The organism is Pedobacter humicola (assembly GCF_056490705.1).
The window spans coordinates 122,943-148,163 of record NZ_JBWJIG010000013.1 but is presented as its reverse complement, the minus strand read 5'-3'; the positions used below and the strand labels follow the sequence as shown (position 1 = coordinate 148,163).

The following is a 25,221-nucleotide window of genomic DNA, read 5'->3' as shown; positions in this document are numbered from 1 at the left end:
GCAGACTACTGATTAAAAAACTGAAAACTGTGTATTGAAAACTGTCAACTGATCAACTTTTTTTCTAAATTTGCGCCTTTTACAAATAACAATATGATTAAGAGACAGCAAATTAAAGAATTATTAAAGTCGACAGCATTTGACACAGAAGTAACGGTTATGGGATGGGTAAGAACTTTCCGTAATAATCAGTTTATTGCATTAAATGACGGGTCTTGCATGAGCAATATCCAGGTGGTGATCGATTTTAATAATTTACCTGATGAGCTGTTAAAAAGAATCACCACTGGTGCGGCCATTTCTGCAACCGGTAAACTGATCGAATCGCTAGGTAAGGGGCAATCGGTGGAGATTAAAGCCACGAGTGTAGAAATACTTGGTGACAGCGACCCTGAAAAGTTCCCATTGCAGCCTAAAAAACACAGTTTAGAGTTTTTACGCGAAATTGCGCACCTGCGTTTCCGTACCAATACCTTTAATGCCGTTTTTAAAGTGCGCCATGCTTTGGCTTTTGCTATACACCAATTCTATAACGAACGCGGTTTTGTATACATGCACACCCCTGTAATTACCGCAAGTGATGCAGAAGGTGCCGGTGAGATGTTTAAGGTAACCACTTTAGATTTCGACAATACCCCACGTACAGAAGATGGTAAGGTAGATTTCTCACAGGATTTCTTTGCCCGTGCCACCAACTTAACCGTATCTGGTCAGCTGGAAGGTGAGTTAGCGGCAATGGCTTTCGGACAGATTTATACTTTCGGACCAACTTTTAGGGCTGAAAACTCGAATACCACCCGTCACCTGGCAGAATTCTGGATGATTGAACCTGAAGTGGCCTTTGCCGATTTGGAAGACAACATGCAGCTTGCAGAAGATATGATGAAGTATGTAATTAAATATGCTTTAGACAACTGCAAGGATGAATTGGAATTCTTAAATACGCGTTTAGCAGAAGAGGATAAACAAAAACCACAGAACGAACGCAGCGAATTTAGCTTGCTGGAGAAACTGGATTTCTGCTTGGCAAACGATTTTGAGCGTTTAACTTATACAGAGGCGATCAGGATTTTAAAATCTTCTAAGCCAAACCAAAAGAAACAGTTTAAATACCTGATTGACGAATGGGGTGCTGATTTACAAAGCGAGCACGAACGTTACCTGGTAGAAAAACACTTTAAAAAACCGGTAATCCTAACCGATTATCCTGCAGATATCAAATCGTTCTACATGCGCCAGAACGAACCAGATGCCGAAGGCAGACAAACAGTTGCAGCCATGGACATCTTATTCCCGGGTATCGGAGAAATGATCGGTGGATCGCAACGTGAAGAACGCTTAGACCGCTTAACCAAACGTATGGAAGCATTAAACATTCCGCAGGACGAACTTTGGTGGTATTTAGATACCCGCCGGTTCGGATCGGCACCACACGCTGGTTTTGGTTTAGGTTTCGAACGTTTGGTATTGTTTGTTACCGGAATGACCAACATCCGCGATGTCATCGCTTTCCCAAGATTCCCGAAAAACGCAGAGTTTTAGGGAAGACTTCCGAAGTTGGCCACCGTATGAGTCCTTCAGACTTCGTAAGTCTAAACATAAAAAGGATTCGAGTTTAAAAAACTTGAATCCTTTTTTGCGTCATCCTGATCCGATAGCTATCGGATCAGGATGTCGACACAATGATCGCACAACAACTGAGGTTTTACTTTACATCGTCCCAGCGGGACGTCTCCTGGGTAGAACCACCAATTGCAAAATTGGTGGTTTCGTTCCGTAGGAACGTTTGGTGAGTTACACATTAATAGTTCCCCCACCCATGCCAAATAAACCCGATTGCAGCGAGCATACCGATCCTTCATCGGTATAAAGCGTAAAGCGGGACAAAACAAACCCAAGCACTACTGCACCTGCTTTTCAAAAAAACAAATAGCCCTATAACCAAAAAAGTCAAGCTTAAAACGCTTGACTTCCTTTATACTTCCTAAGGCTATGCCATTCTATCTGCCGTCATCATGCATCGTATCCCCATACGGATTGGCATGTGCATAATCTATAGCCGATACCTTATAATCAGTTGGTGCAAAGCTGGCCGAAGTGCTCAGTGCCATCCCCAGTTCGTAACGGGTTGGATAAGGCGTTTGCAACAAACTGCCCGCAGGGATATACGGGAAACTCTCTAAATAACTTTGCATCACACTCGGACTCACCCTCCTGTTGATATAGGCCCTGCTCAACTGATGCGTTTCCCTTAAACCCGCAGCACCCAACAACTCTACGGCACTCGCTACGGTAAGGTTATGGAAATTCTTCACACGAACGGTTTTATCCTCTACCACAAGGCCTTTCATTAAACTCTGGTCTTGCGTGGCTACACCCGTAGGGCAGGTATTGCTGTTACACTCCAAAGCCTGGATACAGCCCAAGGCAAACATCATTCCGCGGGCGGCATTACACATATCGGCACCCAATGCGATATTTTTAACCAGATCGAAACCTGTGGCCACTTTGCCCGAAGCAATAATTTTAATGTGTTTCTTTAAATCGAAGCCATTTAAAACGTCATACACAAAGGCCACACCTTCGCGCAATGGCATACCTACCGAATTCGAGAACTCCTGCGGCGCAGCACCTGTTCCACCTTCGCCACCATCAACGGTAATAAAATCAGGATAAATCCCGGTTTCGATCATCGCTTTACAAATGGCATAAAACTCGCTCTTGCGACCGATACAAAGTTTAAAACCAACCGGTTTACCACCCGATAAATCGCGGAGTTTTTTAACAAATTCGATTAAACCGATCGGTGTATTAAAGGCAGAATGCGCAGGCGGCGACAATACATCTTTACCTTCGGGCACCAAACGGATCCTGGCTACCTCTGGCGTTACTTTTTTGGCCGGCAACATTCCCCCATGACCCGGTTTTGCGCCTTGCGAAAGTTTGATCTCAATCATTTTTACCTGATCGGTTTGTGCCCTTTCGGCGTAAGCGTCATAATTAAACGTTCCATCGGCATTACGGCAACCGAAATAACCTGTACCGATCTGCCAGATTAAATCGCCACCCGGCTGACGGTGATAATCGCTGATTCCCCCTTCGCCGGTATTGTGGGCAAAGTTGCCCATTTTTGCACCGCCATTTAAGGCCAAAATTGCATTCTGACTTAAGGAACCAAAACTCATAGCCGATATATTATAGATACTCGCCGAATAAGGTTTCTTACAATCTGGTCCGCCAACGGTAACACGCGGATCTAAATTTAGCTCATGGTGCGAAATGGCCGCAATACTATGGCTTAACCACTCGTAACCATTGTCGTACACGTTTAACTGCGTACCAAAAGGGATGGTATCGTTATCTTTTTTAGCGCGTTGATAAATCAGCGAGCGGTTTAACCGGTTATAAGGCGTACCATTGGTATCACTCTCTACAAAATATTGGTAAACTTTCGGCCTTAACTCCTCCATAAAATACCTTAACCGGCCAAAAACCGGATAATTTCTTACGATACTGTGTTTGGGTTGGTATAAATCGTACACACCGAGGATAACAAATGGACCTGTAAAAAGGAATGTCCACCACAAAAAGGGATGGTACAAGCCCAGCATAACGGTTAGGGCAACTAAAAAGGCGGCAATGGCGACGAAAGCTTTTCTCATAATATTAGATTAGCGTATGTTTTGTTAGTACAAAGATTAGGATTATTAAACAACTGACACCATTAATTTGTTATTTTTACGCTATGCTTATTAAGATTTATCCAGAGAACCCGAACGAACGCGCTATAGAACAAGTGGTTGAAGTGCTGAAAAAAGGCGGTTTAATCATCTACCCTACCGACACCATTTACGGTTTGGGCTGTGATATCACCAATCCGAAGGCCATCGAGAAAATCTGCCGCATCAGGGGCATCAAACCCGAAAAAGCGAACTTCTCTTTTATCTGTCACGATTTAAAGCACATATCCGATTACATTAAACCCATCGACAATACCACATTCAGGGTGTTGAAGAAAGCCCTGCCAGGGCCCTTTACCTTTATTTTTAATGCGAACAACAATGTACCCAAGTTACTGAGCTCGAACAAAAAAACGGTGGGTATCCGTGTTCCCGACAACAACATCGCACGCTGTATTGTAAAGGAACTAGGCAATCCCATCCTATCGACCTCGATAAAAGACGATGATGATGTAATCGAATATTCTACCGATCCCGAACTGATCCACGAGAAATACGAAGACCTGGTTGATCTGGTTATTGATGGCGGCTACGGCGATAACGATGCCTCTACCGTGATCGATTGCACTACCGGTGAGTTTGATATTATCCGTGAAGGAAAAGGGAATATAGAAGAGTTTTTATAAAATTATTGCCGCTTTGTTTACCCCCTATCCGCCTGCGGCACCTTTCCCCTGAATGGGAAAAGGCTCAAAGAGAAGTTAATGTGTGCACCTTGCCATCCGGCCTCGCAGATTTTCGACGGAAAAAGCACGGAAATCTGTGCACTCTCCCTCATTACCCCACCGCCCAAGGCAGGATCAAAGCGAGAGCCTGGGAATAAAAGCAAGGGCATAAGAGCCTCGATGCTGCCGCGATAAAGATTTCCGTAGGTTTTTACAAGAATTGCGTAGCAATCTTTTATACCGATAAAAACAACATGATCATATAAAAAACGGTGCAAGCCTTGATGTTATGCCTTCGTGTTTGTTGTTTTCAAAGGCTGGCATGCTTTTGCTGCGCTCAGGTTTGTTTCTTTTCTATCAAGAGACCTGCGAAGCAAGCTTGAAGACCTATAAAAACATAAACCCAACTGAAAAAAAGAAAGAGCCCCTTCGGCGGCGGCGAGCCGAGGCAAGCCCGAGCATAGGGCAAAACCTCCCCCCAACCCCTCCTAAAGGAGTCCCCCCACCCATAGCCCTAAAACAAAGCGACAGCATTAAGGTTGCCGTGTGTGTGAGATCCTATCGAATGACGAATTCATTGAGCTTCACCAAAAAACTTCGCCATAAATAACAACAAAAACCTCTCCTTTCACTACTTTTACCCCATGCCCAAACTGATCAACCTCAACATCTTCAAACAATTTTTCCGTTCAGAACAGATCGGCGGATTTATCCTCCTCATCTGCGTGGCCATTTCCCTCATCATCGCCAATACCCCTGCCAGAGATCCCTTTATTCACTTTTTAAATATCCAGCTCGGCTTTGGCCCGGTAAACTACAGCATCCTCGCCTGGATCAACGACGCCCTAATGGCCATCTTCTTCCTCCTCGTCGGACTCGAAATTAAACGCGAACTCGTAGAAGGCGAATTATCCTCTCTTAAAAGCGCGGCCTTACCCGTTATCGCAGCGCTCGGCGGAATGCTTGTACCTGCCCTAATTTATAGTCTCTTTAACACAGGCGAAAGCTCCGCATCAGGCTGGGGAATCCCCATGGCTACCGACATTGCCTTTGCCCTCGCCATCATCGCCATGCTCGGGAAAAGCGTGCCCACCAGTTTAAAAATATTCCTGGCCGCACTGGCCATTGTCGACGATCTGGGCGCCATCCTGGTCATCGCGGTCTTTTACACCAACCAGATCCATTTCGAATACCTCGCCATGGCCGGGGGCACTTTGCTGCTGTTGGCCCTGATGAACTATTTCGGCGTCAAGAAACTCGTATTTTACCTCATCCCCGGCATATTCCTCTGGTATTTCATCCACCACTCCGGCATCCATGCCACCATTGCGGGGGTATTATTGGCTTTCACCATCCCCACCAACGAAACCGACGTAGAATCGCCCTTAGAGAAACTCGAACATGTTTTAACCACTCCGGTCAACTATATCATCATGCCCGTATTCGCCCTGGCGAACACCAACATCACCTTCCAGAAAGAAATGCTCGCCGGACTCGTTTCACCCCTCGGCCTCGGCATTATCGTGGGTTTATTTGTAGGGAAAACCATTGGTGTTACCTTTTTCAGCTGGTTAGCTGTGAAACTGAAATGGGCCAACCTCCCTACAGGTGCGGGCTGGAAACATGTATTGGGTTTGGGCATGCTCGCCGGAATCGGTTTCACCATGTCGATCTTTATTGCCCTGCTCTCTTTTAGCGATGCGCTCCATGTGTCGGAAGCCAAGTTCGCAATTCTAACCGCTTCAATTTTATCCGGTGTGGTGGGTTTTGTGTTTTTGAAATCGGTGAAACAGGATTAAGCGAATATTTAGCCACAAAAACCCCTATCCGCCTGTCGGCACCTTCTCTCTTAAAGGGAAAGGACTAAAAGACAATCTGCTGCAACATGCGATATGCTCCATGCTACCCCCTGATGTTTCCTCTGTTCGAAAATGACTATCGCTTTGGTGATCCGGTGTAAATGAAAATAGTGCCTACAAAGCACCTCATTATTAAAGCCATTTCTATGTATTTTCAATTAAAATCTTAATTTTATTTTTTTAATACTCTATGAAAATCTTTTTAACCTCATGTGCTTTACTGCTAATTATTGGTCAATCAAAGGCACAAACATTGGAGGCAAAATACCTGGTCACACAGCAGTGGGACATGCAAATTGCCAATAATAAGACCAAAACAGTTAATGTTGAATTTACTGGTCATTTTTACAGAAACAAAAACCGCTATATTTATTTCAACACCCCTAATTTTCTAAAATTGTACCCAGGTGGAATAATCAAAGATGACAACTATAGTTTAGAGATATGTTCAGATAGCATACAGTACCTATCATACCATGATCTTGATAGTAATATTAGAATATATAGACGGGATATGCCAGGAAAGGCTAAAGCTGATTTTAACATTAAAGATAACGCCCGCCAGATCAAATGGAAGATAGACTACTTGGATGAAACCAGAGAAATTAGCGGTCTGCTTTGTCAAAAGGCTAACTTAAGCGTTAGTGGTTATCCGCAATGGATCGTATGGTTTGCACCCTCCATACCAATGGATGTCGGAATAGGCAATATGAGTCAATTACCTGGTTTGGTGGTAGAGGCTGAAATGATCCCGACAAGAACCAAATATGTTTTGCAGAAATATGTAGCGAATGGTGTTATTGATGAAAAAATATTTCACCCGCGCGAATTCGAACAGCGGTTTGAAGATCCTTATGGTCTTCAGATTGATGAAAAGAAAGATAAGATCAATAAACAATTAAAGCTTTTAAACGGCAATTGATGAGGCTGTGTTTTGTATTGGTTTTCGTTTTCCAGTTCCTTTTAACTTCAGCACAAGAAACTTCCGTTACGGTAAATGCCGAGATCATCAATACCGAAGGCATCAAGGTTAACAATTGTGCTGTAAAAATTTCTGACCCCCAAACAAAACAGATTTATAGTTTCTTCAACACCAATGACGCAAATACCTTTTCCGAAAAGATCAGCCGAAAATTAAACGATTCGCTGCTCATATCCATATCCCACACCGCTTATTCCCTTTACGAGAAGAAAGTACCGGCAACAAACGGTATCATTAACCTAAAAGCCATCCTGACAGAAAAAACCAATGTGCTGAAAACGGTCGAAGTGGCCGCACCCAAAACCTGGGTAAGGGGCGATACCACCTTTTACAAAGTAGATGCTTATAAAGAGGGCGACGAAAAAAAACTCAAAGACATTTTGCTTAAGCTGCCCGATTTCAAACTGGACGATAAGGGAAAAATGCTGTTCAAAAACAAACCCTTAGATAAAGTAACTATCGATAATGAGGAAATGTTTGCCGATAAGATTGAGCTGATGTTAAACAGCTTCCCCATACATGTGCTCAATACCATCCAGGCGATAGAGAACCAAAGTAAGCAGAAATTATTGAATGGCCTGAGTGGAGAAAACAATACCTTCCTCAATCTATCCATCAAAAAAGAGGCGAAAATGAAAACTGCCTTTGGCGATACCGAACTCGGGATCGATAATTTAGGCCGGTATAATTTTTCTCCGGTAGTCTTTTCGATGTATGGTAAACTGAAGGCAGGTTTCATTGGCAATTGGAACAAGATCGGAAACGGAGTAAGCCAGGGGCTCGAAACAGAATTAAAAAATACGTACGAAAATGTTGCCGCTAACTTGTTGATGAACAACAATTCATTAAGCTTTATCAATAATTTCGAAAACAGGTCTTATATCAGGAATAACCAGTGGGACAACAGGATCCAATTGAACACAAAAATCAACAAAAGGGCAAAATCACTCTTTCAGTTCTCCTATGTAAAAGATAAGCAGGAACAAAACACTTTCAATAACACACAGTTATATACCAACAACACCTACGTTTCCAGGACCGATTCCAGTTTTAATGTATACCATCCAAAAATATTTTCGGCCAAAGAAAGCATTGTTTTCAGCATCGATAGCCTCACAGAGCTTAGCCTGATTGCCAGTGCCTACTTCAACCAATCGGGCGGAAACAGACAGTTTGTTTTTAACGGTCTGGAAATAAGCAGCCCCCTGGATATCAATACACAAAACAACTGGTCGAGTTATAGCTTAACAGGCAATTATACCCGCAGGGTTTCTGAGCGCAGGGCAACAGCTTTCTATCTCAACTTAAACAGCCAGAAAATTGGGCAATCTGGTGCAGCCAACTCAAACGACATCGGGGCGATCTTTGGTATCAATCCAGATTTCCGGACAATGGGTAATCAGATCGACTCCAGGTATGCCAACATCACTTTGGGTTGGTCTAGCCTCTCAAGGGCAAAAAAAGGGGGGATTTTAAATTACGGACTTTTTGCAAGTTACACCTCAGCAAATTTGAACAACTTAAGTTATTTTCAGGATGCATCTTTCAACAATGATGATCCTAAAAGTCAATATGGCGACTATTCCGTGTATAACATTACCGCAAATCTTTCCAGATCCTTTCACTTGATCCTCAAAAGCCCTTTCTCTTTTGCAGCTTCATTTGGTATTGATCAAATTAAGGCAACACAGCAAAACGAAAAATCCGATTGGATGAATGAGGTTGGTCATATCACCTTATCCAATAGGCATGAATTAAGCAAGAAGGTTAATGGAGAATTCAGGTTTTCATTAAATAAGAATGCTGTGGAGATCAATCGTTTAAATCAGTTTTTCTATCCAACAGCATTAACCAATTACGAAAAATACAGCAACCCGCAATTGCAGCCGCTCAATTTTAGTACGCTGTATTCCTTTGCCCTTACCCCTTTTAACGACTTAACCAGGCTATCATTCCTTATCGTTTATAACCGAAACCTAAGGAGCCAGATCAATAATAGCACTTACGATCGGTTTTTGCAGTACAACGATATCTCTGCTACCTCTACAGCCACACAAAATATCAATTTTGTAAGCGGTATTTCCTACCCTGCATTATGGGCCAATGCAGTACTCGATTTTTCTGCAACTTATAACCTGAGTGATAGATTGATGTTATACAACAACAATATCGTGAAGTCTAAGTTTAGTTATTCTTTAATAGGGATCACATTCAAAAAGAATTGGGAAAAGAAGATATACCTCAAAATCAATCCGGGCCTGCTCACCCAAAGCTCAAAACTTCCTGTTGCCGCCAGTAACAATACCGTATCCACCTTCCGGCTGGATGTCAATGGTCGTTACGTGATCAGTCCCAGTGTAAATATCAGTTCGAATGCCAAATTATTATCCCAAAATATAGGAAAGCCGGTTCAGGCCAATTTCATGCTCCTTGATTTTGAAGTGAATTATAATTTTAAGCACAAACCACTCTTCCTAAGCCTAAGAGCAGACAATTTAACCAACCAGCGCAATTATTATTACTACTACAATAGCGATCAGTTATTGAATTTCAGTACCATCCCTTTGATTAAAAGGAACGTATATTTGAGTGCAAAGTATAACTTTTGATCACAATGTTTCAATTAACAAGAAATGCTCGCCGGAATCGGTTTTTACCATGCCGATCTTTATTGCCCTGCTTTCTTTTAGCGATGCGCTCCATGTGTCGGAAGCCAGGTTCGCGATTTTAACCGCTTCGATTTTGTAGGGGGTGGTGGGTTTTGTATTTTTGAAATCGGGGAGGCGGGATTAAGCGAATAGTTAATATCATTTCAAATACATTCCATAACACCAGTAGCGACAATTCGACATTAATTGCCAGCGCTCTAAAAGATCAGCCTACTTTTAATACGGTTGAAAAAATTGTAGTATTTTATAAAAGGTACTGGCTAGTGAAAGAGAGAAAGTGGAAATCTTAAAGAATAAATAAACAAATAGCTATAAATTAAAAGCCCGAACGGAGATGATTGGGCTTTTTGTTGAGATAAAAGTAAGCTATTGATTCACTACGACTGGGGAAAAGCATCTGACGCTTGATAATCTACTATGAGCTTACGCATGTGTCCTTTATTACTAAAATGTTTACTAATATTGATGGCTTTATCATGAAAATCACCATTGTAATGAAATAACCTGATTGACTTACAGTTTTCATGTTCGAAAATTTCTTTAAACATGGTACGATCTGATAAACCACAAGAATGGCCCATCACAAATACCTGATAATCATCAGTGTTTAAAAATCTCAATAAATTACGATAGTGAGGTGTTCGTAAATATTGATAAGATTTAATATGCTCAAAAAGCTGATTATTTCGATGCTCTTCAAATTCAGTATATTGCTTATCATATTCATCCCCAAAACCAAAGATAATTGGATTAGCTAATTGATTTAATTCGCCATGAATATAATTGATGTTGATCTTATCAAACTTCCCTCTGTCTTTTTTTAACTCCTCCTCATACTTTGACAAAGTATTTGTATAATTAAAATTTAAGAAATATAAATTATGTTGAATTTGAGGTGTTATTGTCCTATCAAACCCTAATTTATTCCTTACATCTTCGTAAGGCATTGTAGAATCAAAATCCGAAATTTCAAAATCGGATTTAATCGCCTCCAAAAGTTCTGGAATTACTTCAATATCTGCTTGTTCTTGCTGTAGCGTTAAATACTCTTCTAATTTTTGTTTGAGAAAAGCAAACTCAATATTTAGCTGACCAACCTTTTCTGTATCAAATGAGCCGTCTTTTGATTTATAGGTTTTAAGTTGATCGAAATACTCATTTTCAATATCTACCCAATTGTAGTCCTGGCAATTGATAATTAAACTTTTTAGAAAATTAGATAAAACTTTAAATTTAAATGGCTCTGGTCGGTAATGATCTGAATCATCAGTGTCGAAGCTACTAGAAGTGATTAATTCATAAATGTCATCCTTTCCAATATTCATAACTTCTTTTATTGTTTGCTTTTCAAAACAATTAACAATAAAGTAGGTCAAATCTTCTTTAGTAATCTTCCGATTAAAATTATCTGGTTTATGTGCATTTATAACCCTAATAAAATCATTAAAGTCATGAAATTCAATTTTCAATAATTCATCTTGATATGTCTTAGGAAGGTAACTAACCTGACCTAAACATTGTGCCAAATACCAGATAATAAAATTTTTATAGCTGGTTTTCAAGCCATGCGCTAGGTCGAAACCGTTGCCAACTAATATTAATCTATTCATGTGGAGACGTTAATGTATAATAAATGTGATTAGCTTATTGCATATTTATACGATTGTTTAACAAGGCTCATAATATATTCAATTTTTTCAGTATCCTTAATAGTCAATTCGTAATCTCCATTGCCGTTATGGCCTTTTAATACGGAAACATCTCTCATCAAATTTTCCGAATCATTTAATATCCCCTTTTTCAGATTGATCCAGATCTTTAAAGAACCAGCAAGGAGTTCGACATCAATAATATTTCTTTTTACCTTAAAAGCAATGTATGATTTTTTCACATCCATCTCAATTTGACTTGATATATTGAGTATCGCATCACGGTAAGTTTCATAAAGCTCAATTAAATAGTCAGATTTCCCCTGCAAATGATCCTCTTCCGTATAAACTTTAATTTCGTTAACTACTTTTTTCAGTTCAATATCTTCAGCACCCTGAAGCTGCTTAATACTTGGAGCCGATTTGCTTTTCTTAATCGGGTTAACAGTAATAATTTCACCTTCAAATTGTTTCACTTCCCAAAGTTCAATAGCTAAATCCTTAAAATTAGTAGCCTGTTTCTGATTCTCATTAAACCCGGGCGATACAAAAATTACTTTAGTCTGCGACCAATCTATTTCGCTTCTCAATAAAGCCTTATTAAACTGTTCATTGTACTCTACAATAAACTCTGCCTTATAATCTAACATTAAATTGAGGTAAGCAATTCCCTGATCTACTACACTGTTACTATTGCTTCTTTTATATTCAATAATAACAAAAGCTTTTGCTTCTTCATCAAAGGCTAAACTATCAATACGGTAATTTTTGATAGAAAATTCAGACTTAACTAAAACTAACTGTGTAAGTTGAAACAAGTTAGTTTCAAAAATCTTTTGCAGATTCTTTTCTAACTTAAATGGAATTTCTTTAAGTGTCGAAAGACCCATCTTACTATTACTAAAAAGTATCATAGCTTCGCATTAATCTAGTTTTAAAATGAGGGGCTAATAATATTAATAATTTGATAATAATTTAAAGCATTTTTGGCAACCATGATTTAAGAAATCCCAACTTGATCAATAAAATCATTCCAAATTATTTCAGAAACATCAATCGGTGTCAATTGTCGTCCTTCGTTATGCTGACGAAATCCATATCCCTCACGTTTTGCCCAAAACTGACTGTATTCGTCGGATTCAACGTTAAATAGCTTCTCCAAATGAATGCTTGATTCATTTAATACATCTGAAAAAGAATATTGAAGATCGCCAAATTGCATTTGTCTCCCATTGATTAGTGAAACTGTTAAATAAGAATTCTTGAGATTAGCACGGTTAGAGATTAAACATGTAAAAGAACTATCGTTTTGCTTTAAAAATTTGGCTTGTATATTTTCCACATCATTAACTTCTTCAATTGAAGATTTGAAATAGGAAATAATTTTCATGAAACTTTCCTCGGTGAAGTTCACCTTATCAACCTCGCTAAAAGTTTTCTTTACCTTGTAGTTTCTTTTAGCAATTGAACTACTCAAATTACTTAAAGTATTGTCTTTAATTAAGACTTGTGGTTTTTCTGCTAACAAACGACGTAATTCGTCAACAACATTTAAAAAACCAACATTCTGATTGGTATATCCACTTATTGGCTTACCGTCTTTAGGAATTGCTTTCAATCTACCAAAGGGTGTTTTTTGCCAATCACAAGGTTCAACAATAATGGGTACAATAGTAATCTTACCTTCTTCTTGCAGCTCCAATGCAGATTGAAATTCTTTTTCAAAACAATAATTTGAAGCGATATAATCAGGGCTTACTAACGAAATAAATAATTGTGAAGATATTAAAGCCTCTTCTATGTTAGCATCTAAATTGCTCCCAGCATTTATCTCTTGGTCTGTCCACTCAGAGATCAAATTGTCTCTCTTAGCTTGTGCAAGATGCACTTTCAACCGTTCTAAATACTGTAGATCTCTGTGACTGTATGATATAAATGCTTTCATATTTTAATTATTGTTAACTAGCAATTCCACTAATAAAGGTATCTACAAATGACAAGATTCTTCCAGTTATTCTTTCGGCAATACTCCCTCTCTCTTTTAGTGATGGACGAACTTTAACCATACCTATTACTTCGTCTCTTAAAGGTATTTTTTCCGTAAATAGGTATTGCCCAATTACTTCTTGCAATTTCCCTTGATCCAGATTTTCTTCTTCACTCATTTTTTTCAGTGCACTCTTTCTCTCTTCATCCCAATACACTTCAAAAGCTTCCGGAACCTCATCAGAATCATTTATGTCGGGAAGATTTTCCAGTATAAACTTTTCTATCAATTCACGTTTGCTACGCAACTGTGCATCCCCTGTCATAATTTCAATTAATGCTTTCCGTTGTTTTTCCTGATCTTCTGGGCGGGCATCTTTTAATTTTGCTAACAGTTTCAAGATATACGTAACATTAATTTCATCTCGATGGATTAGCTCCAATTCAAAATCTATATCATCCAATATTGAAACTCTTTCTTTCTGATTCTGACCTTTTGATTTCTCATATAAATCAAGATACTTGCTTTTATAATCTTCAAATTGCTGAGCACTCATAGAGAGTTGATCAAAACTAAATTCGGTAAATGTAGTTAATACATTTTTCAAACGCATTAATTCCCTAAATGCCTTTATAAATTCTATTTCTTCTTCTTCACTCCTCAAATTGTTTACACTATCAACTGTAGGCGCAATTTTTAATAAATCAATATATGCTGCATTAAATTTTGAGACATAATCCTCAAAGGGCTGCATAATAATTTCATCCTTCGCATTGATATTGGAGAAAAGCGTTATAGCTTCATCAGTTGCTCCCTTTAGGTTTCTAAAACAAACAATGTTGCCCTGAGATTTTACTTCATTCAAAATACGATTAGTACGTGAAAAAGCTTGTATCAAGCCATGGTGCTTGAGGTTTTTATCTACGTATAACGTATTAAGATATTTACTGTCGAAACCTGTTAAAAACATATTTACTACTAGTAACACATCAATCTGCTTATGCTTTACCCTTTTAGCAATATCGTTATAATAATTATAAAATTGTTTACTGTCTTTACTGGTATAGTTAGTTCCAAACTGTTCGTTATAATGCTCTATGAAATCTTCTAGATCATCCCTGCTATGTTTTGAAACATATTCTACTTTTGGTTCAGCAGCAATGGTAAATTCTTCGTCAGAAACAGAACCCATGGCATCCTTATCATCCTCGTTTACCTGATAAGAAAAAATGGTTGCTATTTTTAATTGATGATGCCCTTCTTCTTTCTTTTTAATAAAAAGCTTGTAATAAGCGATCAGAGCATCTACGCTCGAAACACAGAATAAACCCGTAAATTCTTTATTATGGGTTTTACGACTATGATTGGTAATAATATAATCAGTAATGTTAGCCAAACGTTGTGATGCATCCATTACCTCTGTTTCATCTATCGCTTCAACCTCGATATCAAGGATATGGTCTTTCTTTTTAAAGGTGCGGATATACTCAACTGAGAACTTTAATACATTCTCGTCCCTAATAGCATCGGTAATCACATATTTATGCAAACAGTCACCAAAAAGCATCTTGGTAGTCCGCTTTCCATATTCGTTTTTCCCAGCATTTTCTTCAAAAATAGGTGTACCAGTAAAACCAAATAATTGACAATTTTTAAAGAAAACTTTAATGCTTTCATGAGTTCTTCCAAACTGACTACGATGGCATTCGTCAAAAATAAAAACAATACGCTTTTCTTTTAAGTCCTCCATTCTACTCAGATATCTCACTTTGTTAATCGCAGAATTCAATTTCTGAATTGTGGTGACAATAAGTTTATTGTCACCGGCTAATTGCTCTACTAAGGTATCCGTATTACTGGTACCATCTATACTACCCTTTTTAAAGCTATTAAATTCTTGACTAGTTTGGTAATCCAAGTCTTTACGATCAACTACAAAAACAACTTTATAAACCTCTTTTAAATTGGTGAGGATTTGTGCAGCTTTAAAAGAAGTTAAGGTTTTACCTGAACCCGTGGTGTGCCAGATATAACCATATTTAGAAGTCGTTTTTACTCTTTCTACAATGTTTTCTACGGCATAAAACTGATAAGGACGCAGTACCATTAATATCTTTTGTGTCTCGTTGAGTACCACATACTTGGTAATCATCTTCGCAATATGGCAAGGTTCCAAAAACACTTCAGAAAATGCTGCTAGTTGAGTAACCAATCTGTTTTTTTCTGTTGCCCAATAAAAAGTTTGTTTGAAAGAGCGAGCTTTGATTGGACTATTTGAATAGTATTTAGTATTTACTCCATTACTAATAATAAAGATTTGGATAAACTGAAATAAGCCTTGCCCTGCCCCATAAGAATGACGTTCATAGCGATTGGTTTGATTAAAAGCTTCTTTCAATTCTAACCCACGGCGTTTTAGTTCTATTTGCACTAAAGGTAACCCATTAATGAGTAAAGTAACATCGTAGCGATTTTTGTAGCTACCTACCATACTAATTTGCTGCGTAACTTGAAACTCATTTTGGCACCAGTGCAATTGATTAATAAGTTCTACAGTCTTAGATTCACCCATATCATTTGTATATGGTACACGATCTCTTAATATTTTAGCTCTTTCAAAAATATTCCCTTTGTTAATATAGTTAAGAATTTGCTTAAAATCTTTTTCGCTTAGAATGCATTTATTATGCTTTTGTAATTGGATCTTGAGATTTAATAATAGTCCCTTTTCATCATAAATAGTAGCTTTCTCATAACCCAATTCTTGTAGTTGGGAAACCAAATTATCTTCTAATATTTGTTCGGGTTGAATGGTCATACTATTCTCAAATTGCTTTTATTTCCTCAGCCCATTCTACAATCTTTTTTTCTAACTCAGGTAGAGCAGTTCTCATTTCTCGAAGATTCATTTTACCTCTGTAAAGCTTTCTTATATCATCTCTTAATGGCGGTCTATCATCCGATAAATAATCACTAATCAATTTACCAAGCCCTTCTACTGTGAAAGAATTAGTTAAAGCTATAGCTGCCAGTCCATTTTTTCTTCTTTCAGTCCAAAAATTATGTTCCTTAAATGTATTTGTTAAATCTGAAATATCAACTTCTTCAGAGTAACCATTAGTTTTTTTTGATTTATTTTCATCATCTGATTTTAATTCGAATTTACTAATATCTATATCCTCTATAAGATTTTCAGTTTCATTCTCTTTAATTTTCAAGTATTCATCGTGATATCTTAACTCATATTCATCATAATCATTCTCGTATAGGACTTTGCTATATCTAGCTTTTCTAATAGGAAAATCTATGCTTTCATCTAGATATGAATTGTAAGATAGAGTTTCCGAAGAATCATAAATTAATCTTTCTTTGGAAGTTAAGTCTATAGTAAAGTAATGTTCTAAAATATACTCCAACATACTCTCAGTCATGCTCATTACTGTTGTAGCTAATTTTGCAGAACTATAGACAAACTTTGGCGCCATACGCCCATGTGAAATATCTCCTCGTCTATTTCTTATTTCACCTAAAACCTGTATTATTCCCGAGAACCTAGTTACAAAATCGCCTTCAATATCATTACATTCTTCTGAAAGGACTTTAATTGCATTTTTGAAAACCTTTGGCAGATCGTCATCATCAATGTTTCTAATATTTCTTTTATTATCTAAGTTTATTATTATTGTTTTAGAAATACCTTCTATAAGAGCTTTGCAACTTTCTATACAGATATCTGGATTAATATTTTCATGTTCTTCTATAAGATCAATAATTTTGAAATATTCTCCAAAATTACTATGTCTATCTAGATTACTCATTATGATTGATCTTGTTCTTTTCATTTAGACAAACATCTTCTGTAACAATCCTTTTTTAAATTCTTTTGTTCTATCTGTTAAAAAACTAACTTTCTCCATTAATTCATCTATGGAAGATAAAAATGAAGCTATATTTTCTTGTTCCTTTGGATTAGGAATTAAGACTTTTTCTCTTGAATAATCTTTAAAATAAATATGCGGTATGGTACTTCCAGTAACATATCTGTTAAAATTAACGTTTGATATAAGGAAATATAAAAAATGCAAATTATTATTCTGTAAAGGTTTAATAATATCTAAAGTACCTAAGACAGATGATTTAGCTTCACATAATAAAATTCTCCCGACTCCAGCGCCATCTTTTACAATAGATATATATGGGTCTTTTTCTCTATAAAAATCTACACTTTTAAGATAACCAGTGGCTCCGTAAATTTTAAATTTACCAGTATTAGTTTCTAAGCTGTTGGCAGATATATTGGATGACTGCTTTTGACAAACCTCACCTAATTCGCTCTCTTCCCAATTTGGAAAATCATTGCCGTTTTCATCCTTAAATCTAATTTCTTGACTAAACAACTTTTGCATCAGGCCTTTTTTATATTTTTCTAAGAGCGATTTCTTTTTTTGAAGAATGTTTATGCGCTTGTCAACGGCAATTAGAAAATTTGCTATCTTTTGTTGTTCAGTTATATTCGGTATATTAATTTTAAGTTTTTTAAAATAAGGCAGACCAATCGTTTTTATTGTCGAACCGATTGCTATCCTTTCGAACTCTGGTTTTAAAATTTGTAGCACGTAATATAAGAACCAATTATTTGATTTCAAATCATCAGAGGTCCAGGTTATGAAATGTTGGCTAACAGCCATGTCTTCTGCCATAACAGCACTTTTACCAATGCCAGCGTCTCTCGAAAGAATTACTGTTCCTTTAGCATGTACAACGGCTGATGAATTTTTAATCCCTTCCTCGCTAATAGAATATTGTGTGTTATATATAAACCCATTATCTAAACGCTTACTGTCGGCTAAAGAAACCCATTTAATATCTCCCTGATAATAATTATCGTGACTTTTATTTGGAGTGTGACCAGAACCCCGTACAGCAATATCTTCTAATAAACAAGTATACCACGGTCCCTTGAATTCTGGAAATCTTAATTCGGGTATTAATTTATTGTCAACCATTTAAAATGGGGTTTCGATATTTAACTCTTTACAAAATTCACCTATATTGGCATTCACTTCAAGTAATTCCGTTTCTATTTTTTTTAAACTTTTAGAAATTATATCCAATCTAATCTGTTCTTCTATTTCAGACGTATTGACATAACGAGGAATATTGAGGTTAAAATCATTATCATTAATATCGCTTAAATTCACCACTTGACTATATTTGGCAATGCTCTTACGATTAATATACGTATCCACAATACGTGTAACATCTTCATCACGCAAAATATTCTGATTACCCTCTTTTATAAAATTCCCTTCGCCACTTGCATCAATAAATACCACATTGTCATCTATTTTGCGGCATTTCTTTAATACCAAAATACATGTTGGAATTGATGTCCCATAGAAAATATTTGCTGGCAAACCGATGACTGCATCTATAGCATTACGTTCCTTGATTAAATATTTACGTATTTCTCCTTCAGCTGCTCCCCTAAACAATACTCCATGAGGAAAAACACTAGCCATTGTACCATTGTCTGCCAGTTGATAAAACATATGTTTTAAGAAAGCATAATCAGCTTTAGTTTTTGGAGCAAGTCTGCCATATTCGCTGAAACGTTCGTCTGAATTATATAATGGGTTTCCTTCACCCTTCCAATGCGCAGAAAATGGTGGATTTGCAACTATAGCTTCAAAACGCTTATCTAAATGTCTTGGTGTTTCTAGAGTATCTTCGTGTTGGATATCAAACTCCCTGAAATGTACATCATGTAAAATCATATTCATTCTTGCCAGGTTATAAGTTGTACGGTTCTGTTCCTGCCCGTAAAATTCACTTACATCTGCCTCCTTAGCTACCCGCAATAGCAAAGAACCAGAGCCACATGTAGGGTCATAAGCTGATTTGATTTTTGTTTTACCCGAAGTAACTATTTTTGACAATATTTTAGACACCTGTTGTGGCGTATAGAATTCTCCGGCCGACTTGCCTGCACCAGCAGCAAATTTTGCAATTAGGTATTCATAAGCATCTCCCAATACATCAGAATCAATATCTTTTAATCTGAAATCAATTTTATCTAGATTAACGAGTATCTTAACAATAATTTCATTTCTAGCTGCAACAGTTCTACCTATTTTAGTAGAGTTTAAATCTATATCCTCAAACAAGGCATTAAAATCTTCTTCAGATTCTGTGCCCATGGTACTCTGTTCAATATGGTTGAGCACCGCTTTTAAATCTTCTAAAATGTAATTGCTTTCATCCTCTGTATCTGCATTACCTTTAGCGGCGAGAACAGAAAACAATTCAGATGGTTGTAGATAATAACCTAATTTTAATAAAGATTCTTCTTTTATGGCGATTAAAGTTTCTTCATCTGATACCTTTTTAAAATCAGTTACTTCCTCTCCTTCTAATAATTCATTAGCATACAAGTATTGTTTTTCTGAGAGGTATTTGTAAAAGATAAAACCTAATATGTAATCGCGATAATCATCTGCACTAATTTTTCCTCTTAATAGGTTCGCAATCCCCCATAACTGACTCTCTAATATTTTTTTTTGGTCTTCTGACATAATTCGGATTTTCTCCAATTTTCAATAATAAATCAGAAGCTAAACTACAATTAAAATATTTTTATTTACGCATTATCTGTAATTGATTGTACAGCAGGCTGCTCCTTTAAAATAACAATTAAAATCTTTGCTATTTATGAGGTTATGAACAATGTGGTGTTAAAAGCACAGCAACTTCTCAGTTACTGTGCTGTCAAAATTAAACCCCAATTAAGTGGTATGACATGGTTTCGAACAATGGATACAACCATTGATTTGTTTGTAAACATGCTTTCTTTTCGCCTCAACAACTGCTGGCTCACAAGCGCTAAAAGTTCCAAGGTCATCGTAATTTTGTGTGGGGAAATACGGACATCCCAATGCATGAACCTCATAATCGCCATTGGCTTGCTGGTTCAAATTTAATCTGTAACTGGCCATAAGATTTGGTTTTAAATATTAATACATCCAAACCTCCCCAATTCTACCAATCATTCCATACGGTTTCCCGTATACGCAATAGCTTTAATCCTGAACAGCAATACTAAATCTCAAAAAATCACCAATAGGAATAATTGAAATTTGTCCACATTACTTTAAAAACAAATCAGCTTCTCTTTTTCGTCTGGCGACTAAACCCGGCAGCACTACTTTTTTACCTTTCAGGGTACCTTTGTTCCATACCCCAAACCAATATTCGATGGTGGCTTTATCGGTAATGCCCGCATTAATTTTTTTGAATAAGGTAGCATCGGTACCACCTGGCCCTACATTGTAAATGAATGAGGCCAGCGCATCAAACTGGTTTTGATTGACAGCCACTTTGAGCCCTTTATTTACGGCGGGAACATATCTGCTTGAAAGTTTTTGCACAAGCAGTGCTGTAGCCCGCTTCTCCGTTATGGCACGGTCTTTTAAAGTAACGGCCTTCCCGTTTTCGTAAACCGTAGAACCGTAACCAATGGTAGGCATCCCCACAGGGTCTAAATACGGTTTACTCCTAAACAGCTCTTCATTTTTGATGAAGGCAATTCCATTTGCTGATATATCCATGATTGCTTCTCCTGTTCTGTTTTTGTAACCCTTTTGATCGTTTCTTTATTGCGGTAATCTGCTTGCACAACCCCTTTCGGTTCCTGATGTCCGCCTATGATTTTAAATATTCAGGCGCTCCAGCTTGCCTTATTGGAAGCTGAGCAGCCTGGTGTTGCATCTGATTGCCCTGGTATTAGTGTATTCCGCTTTGGTCTTCGGTCAGTGAAGCAGACGACAATATGCTCAAAAAAATCCTTCACGTTCTTGCCTTGTATTAAAAATAATATTAAATTCATGCTAATCAAAATATTATATTACTTTTTAAACCGAATTCTATGTCTAAATCAATTGACACCGGCCACGGCAGAAACGTGGTCAACGGCGAAAAGCTGATCACTTATGTAACCGGCTACGGCGCGGTGTACAACCCCAGTAACGCCAGCATCCAGTTAAGCAGTTTAACCGAGAAAGCCGCCGCGGCCAGGACCGTTAACGAGCAGGTGAACGATCTCATCGCCAAAAACGCCAACGCCATCGCCGCCCGCGACCAGGCCTTTGTGCCCCTCAAGCCATTGAGCACCCGGATCCTGAATGCCGTAAAGGCCAGCAATGTGCCCAAACAGGTGGTGGATAATGCGGTCACCAACAACCGGAAAATACAGGGACAAAGGGCATCGCCCAAACTGACCGAAGAAGAAAAGAAAGCGCTGATTGCCAAAGGAGCCACCGTAAACGAGAAAACATCGGCACAGCTCGGCTTCGATAACCTGCTCGACAGCCTCGACAAGCAGCTGAAGGTATTGGCCACCATTCCACAGTATGCGCCAAACGAAGTAGATTTACAGCTGGCCACCCTAACCACTTTATACAACGATTTATTGGCGAAAAACCGCGAGGTAATAAACAATAACGCCTTGCTAAGCACCCTTCGCCTCAACCGCGACAAAATCCTGTACGATGCCGAAACCGGCTTAGTAGCCCTGGCTTTAGACACCAAGAACTATGTCAAATCGGTGTTCGGATCCACCAGCCCCCAGTTTAAACAGATTTCGGGTATCACACTAAAAAAAATAAAAGCATAAAAATCGTCCCATGAAAAAAATCATCCCAACCCTAACCACAACTTAAACAGCAACAGACCTCAAAATCAGTTGCTGTTTTTCTTTTATAGCTAACGCTAACCTAAAACGCCCTACCGGAAACTGCAAATTATCAACTGCGACTTCAAAACTCCTTACTGCGACTTTAAAACTCCTTACTGCGAGTTCAAAACCCCTTACTGCGACTTCAAAACTTCTTACTGCGACTTTAAAACTCTTTACTGCGACTTTAAAACTCCTTACTGCAAGTTCAAAACTCCTTACTGCGACTTTAAAACCCCTTACTGCGACTTTAAAACTCTTTACTGCGACTTCAGAATTTCCTACTGCGACTTTAAAACTCTTTACTGCGACTTCAAAACTCTTTACTGCGACTTCAAAACTCCTTACTGCGACTATAAAACTCCTTACTGCGACTTCAGAATTTCCTACTGCGGGTATAAACCTCCCCCAGCCCCTCCTGAAGGAGGGGAGCGCCCACCCATAGTTTCATAAAATCAATTACGGAGCCTGTCTCTTCGCCCTGCATCTGCTCCTCGCTATCTGCACCCTGCCATCCGGCCTCGCAGATTTTCGCCGGAAAAAGCACGGAAATCTACGCACTCCCCCTCACTACCCCACAGCCCAAGGCAGGATCAAAGCGGGAGCGTTGGGGATTTAAGCAGGGGCCAAGAGCCTCGATGCTGCCGTGATAAAGATTTCCGTAGGTTTTTACAAGAAAAGTTGCAAGCCTTGATCTTTTGTTTCTTTTCTATCAAGAGAAAAGAAAGAGCCCTTCGGCGGCGGCGAGCCGAGGCAAGACTGTGTGAAGGGAAAAAACCTCCCCCAACCCCTCCTGAAGGAGGGGAGCGCCCACCCATTGTATTAAAACATATCGAGTGCATTAGGTTTCCGCATGCACGAGATCCGATAGCTATCAGATGACGAATTTATGAAGGAAAAAGTACAAAGATCTCTTCCCGAGCATTCGGGATTGAGATGACGATACAACGAGCCCCTCATAGTATTATAGAATCCATTACGAATGCCTTTCTCTGCTCCCTGCATGCGCACCTCGTTATCTGCACCCTGCCATCCGGCCTCGCAGATTTTCGCCGGAAAAAGCACGGAAATCTGTGCACTCCCCCTCATTACTTCACAGCCCAAGGCAGGATCAAAGCGGGAGCGTGGGGATTTAAGCAAGGGGCCAAGAGCCTCGATGCTGCCGCAATTGAGATTTCCGTAGGTTTTTACAAGAAAAGCTGCAAGCCTTGGGCTTTTGTTACTTTTGGGCCAAGCCAAAAGTAAGAGCCCCTTCGGCGGCGGCGAGCCGAGGCAAGACTGCGCGAAGGGAAAAACCTCCCCCAACCCCTCCTGAAGGAGGGGAGCGCCCACCCATAGTATTAAAACATAGCGAGCGCATTGGGATTAGCTTCGCTGAGCACTTCGCGGTTTCCGCATGAGTGTGATCCCATAGCTATCGGATCACAAACACAAACCCGAGCTATACAAATACACCGTATGTTAAAAACCACTACACAAATTAACAGCCTTTAACAACTTTTAAGTTAAATTTTGTAAACCAGGTTAAAGATCGTTAATTAAAATTGAACGTAAACTTATCTACTGCATTTTTAGTTCATGAAAACTAAAACATTAACACTAATGCTACTAATCGGATTTTTAGGCATTAAAACAAGTCGGGCGCAGGATACTACAGGTATAATCAAACACAGCGTTTACATTTCGCCCTTTGCAGGATATAATTCAAAATATAAGGCACCCGTATTTGGAGCAGAAGCAGGTTACGAGTTTCGCTTAAACAAACATTGGGGTTTCACCGGGGGATTAAATATCGGGTACATCCAAAAGAATAACCCCGAATTGGGTTATATCAATACCAATGGTAGTATAACGAACGCCAGGAATATACAGGTTTGGCAAAGTGCTTTATATGGAGGTACAAAATATTACATCGGCCGTTTTTACCTATCCGCCGAATTGGGTTATCAGGAGCAAAATGAAACCGTTAATTTTCCATACACCAGCTCAGGAAGCAGTTATAACCAGGGTAGCTACGCTACAAATGGGTTTTACCAGGCCTACGGACTAGGTTATCAAATCCCTTTGAAAAAAGGTGACAATATCGAAATTTATGCCAAAGGTGCAGGCGCTAATAATACCAGTTTCGTTGCCGGATTCAGATATTCATTCGGTTTATCGAAAAGGAAATAAGGCGAAGAGGATGGAGTTGGAAGGGGAATCCTGCGATTAGGCTACCATTGACAGAGTCCAGTAGAGATGTTGTCGTTACGAGGAGGAATCCCAAAGTTCTGGAAAACAATTTTTCCTGCCAGCAATTTTGGCCAGAAAGATTGCCTGCCTGCAGCAGGCAGGCTTCGTCAGCTGAAAAAGCCTCCTCGCAGGAAAGAGCCCCTTCGGCGGCGGCGAGCCGAGGCAAGACTGCGCGAAGGGAAAAACCTCCCCCAACCCCTCCTGAAGGAGGGGAGCGCCCACCCATAGTTTTATAGAATCAATTTACGGATGCCTTTCTCTGCTCCCTGCAATTTGCACCCCGCTATCTGCACCCTGCCATCCGGCATCGGATATGATGGAAGGAGAAAACGTTAAAGCTTTAGCACCTCCTTTCAACCTACCACTACCCCGAGGCAGCACACCCTCCCCGATTTTTCATCGGGGCTTGTGCTGGCGACCAAAAAAGCTTTGACGAATTTATCCGACATCAGATCCAAGCCTTGATTGTTTGTTTCTTTATCATCAAGGATAAAGAAAGAGCCCCTTCGGCGGCGGCGAGCCGAGGCAAGACTGCGCGAAGGGAAAAACCTCCCCCAACCCCTCCTGAAGGAGGGGAGCGCCCACCCATAGTCTTAAAACATAGCGAGTGCATTAGGGTTCCCGCATGCGCGAGATCTGATAGCTATCGGATGACGAATTTATGGAGGAAAAAGTACAAAGATCTCTCCACTACGGTCGAGATGACG

At 39.1% G+C, this 25,221-nt stretch carries 17 protein-coding genes; 7 read left to right on the top strand and 10 right to left on the bottom strand.

The window, feature by feature from the left end; genetic code table 11:
• Positions 1 to 93 precede the first annotated feature (93 nt).
• The gene (gene asnS, locus AC04Q1_RS19565) at positions 94 to 1,542 is read left to right on the top strand and encodes an asparagine--tRNA ligase (RefSeq protein WP_478366252.1); all 1,449 of its coding nucleotides are present in this window, start codon (positions 94 to 96) and stop codon (positions 1,540 to 1,542) included.
• Between the two features lie 458 nt (positions 1,543 to 2,000).
• Here the strand turns inward: asnS and AC04Q1_RS19560 are convergent, their stop codons facing one another.
• Positions 2,001 to 3,662: an FMN-binding glutamate synthase family protein gene (locus AC04Q1_RS19560; RefSeq protein WP_478366251.1), complete on the bottom strand. Its 1,662-nt coding sequence runs from the start codon at positions 3,660 to 3,662 to the stop codon at positions 2,001 to 2,003.
• Between the two features lie 83 nt (positions 3,663 to 3,745).
• On the opposite strand from AC04Q1_RS19560, the gene AC04Q1_RS19555 reads away from it, so the two are divergent.
• From AC04Q1_RS19555 to AC04Q1_RS19540, 4 genes are all read left to right on the top strand, one after another.
• Positions 3,746 to 4,366, top strand: a complete 621-nt coding sequence (locus AC04Q1_RS19555; RefSeq protein WP_478366250.1) for an L-threonylcarbamoyladenylate synthase — start codon at positions 3,746 to 3,748, stop codon at positions 4,364 to 4,366.
• A gap of 683 nt (positions 4,367 to 5,049) precedes the next feature.
• Entirely contained in the window at positions 5,050 to 6,204 is a 1,155-nt protein-coding gene (gene nhaA, locus AC04Q1_RS19550) for a Na+/H+ antiporter NhaA (RefSeq protein ID WP_478366249.1), read from the top strand.
• Positions 6,205 to 6,454: 250 nt separating this feature from the next.
• Positions 6,455 to 7,186, top strand: a complete 732-nt coding sequence (locus tag AC04Q1_RS19545) for a GLPGLI family protein (RefSeq protein ID WP_478366248.1) — start codon at positions 6,455 to 6,457, stop codon at positions 7,184 to 7,186.
• Positions 7,186 to 9,855, top strand: coding sequence for a porin family protein (locus AC04Q1_RS19540; RefSeq protein ID WP_478366247.1), 2,670 nt, complete (start codon positions 7,186 to 7,188; stop codon positions 9,853 to 9,855). Before AC04Q1_RS19545 ends, AC04Q1_RS19540 begins: the two co-directional genes overlap by 1 nt.
• Positions 9,856 to 10,292: 437 nt before the next feature.
• Here the strand turns inward: AC04Q1_RS19540 and AC04Q1_RS19535 are convergent, their stop codons facing one another.
• The 9 genes from AC04Q1_RS19535 to AC04Q1_RS19495 form a co-directional block, all read right to left on the bottom strand.
• Complete coding sequence (locus tag AC04Q1_RS19535; RefSeq protein WP_478366246.1) at positions 10,293 to 11,525, bottom strand: AbiH family protein; 1,233 nt, start codon at positions 11,523 to 11,525, stop codon at positions 10,293 to 10,295.
• Positions 11,526 to 11,554: 29 nt separating this feature from the next.
• Positions 11,555 to 12,478, bottom strand: a complete 924-nt coding sequence (locus AC04Q1_RS19530; protein WP_478366245.1) for a DUF5655 domain-containing protein — start codon at positions 12,476 to 12,478, stop codon at positions 11,555 to 11,557.
• Between the two features lie 86 nt (positions 12,479 to 12,564).
• Positions 12,565 to 13,509, bottom strand: a complete 945-nt coding sequence (locus tag AC04Q1_RS19525) for a toll/interleukin-1 receptor domain-containing protein (protein ID WP_478366244.1) — start codon at positions 13,507 to 13,509, stop codon at positions 12,565 to 12,567.
• 13 nt (positions 13,510 to 13,522) lie between these two features.
• A complete protein-coding gene (locus AC04Q1_RS19520; protein ID WP_478366243.1) occupies positions 13,523 to 16,369 on the bottom strand; it encodes a type I restriction endonuclease subunit R in 2,847 nt (948 codons plus the stop codon).
• Between the two features lie 7 nt (positions 16,370 to 16,376).
• Complete coding sequence (locus tag AC04Q1_RS19515; RefSeq protein WP_478366242.1) at positions 16,377 to 17,369, bottom strand: hypothetical protein; 993 nt, start codon at positions 17,367 to 17,369, stop codon at positions 16,377 to 16,379.
• Between the two features lie 24 nt (positions 17,370 to 17,393).
• Positions 17,394 to 18,557, bottom strand: a complete 1,164-nt coding sequence (locus AC04Q1_RS19510; protein ID WP_478366241.1) for a restriction endonuclease subunit S — start codon at positions 18,555 to 18,557, stop codon at positions 17,394 to 17,396.
• Positions 18,558 to 20,126 (bottom strand): type I restriction-modification system subunit M, encoded by a 1,569-nt coding sequence (locus AC04Q1_RS19505; protein WP_478366240.1) that lies wholly within the window; start codon positions 20,124 to 20,126, stop codon positions 18,558 to 18,560.
• A gap of 210 nt (positions 20,127 to 20,336) precedes the next feature.
• Positions 20,337 to 20,546: a hypothetical protein gene (locus tag AC04Q1_RS19500; RefSeq protein WP_478366239.1), complete on the bottom strand. Its 210-nt coding sequence runs from the start codon at positions 20,544 to 20,546 to the stop codon at positions 20,337 to 20,339.
• Positions 20,547 to 20,696: 150 nt separating this feature from the next.
• Complete coding sequence (locus tag AC04Q1_RS19495; RefSeq protein WP_478366238.1) at positions 20,697 to 21,158, bottom strand: lysozyme; 462 nt, start codon at positions 21,156 to 21,158, stop codon at positions 20,697 to 20,699.
• 353 nt (positions 21,159 to 21,511) lie between these two features.
• Between AC04Q1_RS19495 and AC04Q1_RS19490 the strand changes: the two genes are divergently transcribed.
• Positions 21,512 to 22,222 (top strand): hypothetical protein, encoded by a 711-nt coding sequence (locus AC04Q1_RS19490; protein WP_478366237.1) that lies wholly within the window; start codon positions 21,512 to 21,514, stop codon positions 22,220 to 22,222.
• A 1,662-nt stretch (positions 22,223 to 23,884) separates the two neighbouring features.
• Entirely contained in the window at positions 23,885 to 24,454 is a 570-nt protein-coding gene (locus AC04Q1_RS19485) for a hypothetical protein (RefSeq protein ID WP_478366236.1), read from the top strand.
• Positions 24,455 to 25,221 lie beyond the last annotated feature (767 nt).

Bases quoted from the DNA above. Each gene is read 5' to 3' on its own strand.
- asnS (WP_478366252.1), top strand. From the start codon at position 94: ATGATTAAGAGACAGCAAATTAAAGAATTATTAAAGTCGACAGCATTT.
- AC04Q1_RS19560 (WP_478366251.1), bottom strand. From the start codon at position 3,662: ATGAGAAAAGCTTTCGTCGCCATTGCCGCCTTTTTAGTTGCCCTAACC.
- AC04Q1_RS19555 (WP_478366250.1), top strand. From the start codon at position 3,746: ATGCTTATTAAGATTTATCCAGAGAACCCGAACGAACGCGCTATAGAA.
- nhaA (WP_478366249.1), top strand. From the start codon at position 5,050: ATGCCCAAACTGATCAACCTCAACATCTTCAAACAATTTTTCCGTTCA.
- AC04Q1_RS19545 (WP_478366248.1), top strand. From the start codon at position 6,455: ATGAAAATCTTTTTAACCTCATGTGCTTTACTGCTAATTATTGGTCAA.
- AC04Q1_RS19540 (WP_478366247.1), top strand. From the start codon at position 7,186: ATGAGGCTGTGTTTTGTATTGGTTTTCGTTTTCCAGTTCCTTTTAACT.
- AC04Q1_RS19535 (WP_478366246.1), bottom strand. From the start codon at position 11,525: ATGAATAGATTAATATTAGTTGGCAACGGTTTCGACCTAGCGCATGGC.
- AC04Q1_RS19530 (WP_478366245.1), bottom strand. From the start codon at position 12,478: ATGATACTTTTTAGTAATAGTAAGATGGGTCTTTCGACACTTAAAGAA.
- AC04Q1_RS19525 (WP_478366244.1), bottom strand. From the start codon at position 13,509: ATGAAAGCATTTATATCATACAGTCACAGAGATCTACAGTATTTAGAA.
- AC04Q1_RS19520 (WP_478366243.1), bottom strand. From the start codon at position 16,369: ATGACCATTCAACCCGAACAAATATTAGAAGATAATTTGGTTTCCCAA.
- AC04Q1_RS19515 (WP_478366242.1), bottom strand. From the start codon at position 17,369: ATGAGTAATCTAGATAGACATAGTAATTTTGGAGAATATTTCAAAATT.
- AC04Q1_RS19510 (WP_478366241.1), bottom strand. From the start codon at position 18,557: ATGGTTGACAATAAATTAATACCCGAATTAAGATTTCCAGAATTCAAG.
- AC04Q1_RS19505 (WP_478366240.1), bottom strand. From the start codon at position 20,126: ATGTCAGAAGACCAAAAAAAAATATTAGAGAGTCAGTTATGGGGGATT.
- AC04Q1_RS19500 (WP_478366239.1), bottom strand. From the start codon at position 20,546: ATGGCCAGTTACAGATTAAATTTGAACCAGCAAGCCAATGGCGATTAT.
- AC04Q1_RS19495 (WP_478366238.1), bottom strand. From the start codon at position 21,158: ATGGATATATCAGCAAATGGAATTGCCTTCATCAAAAATGAAGAGCTG.
- AC04Q1_RS19485 (WP_478366236.1), top strand. From the start codon at position 23,885: ATGCTACTAATCGGATTTTTAGGCATTAAAACAAGTCGGGCGCAGGAT.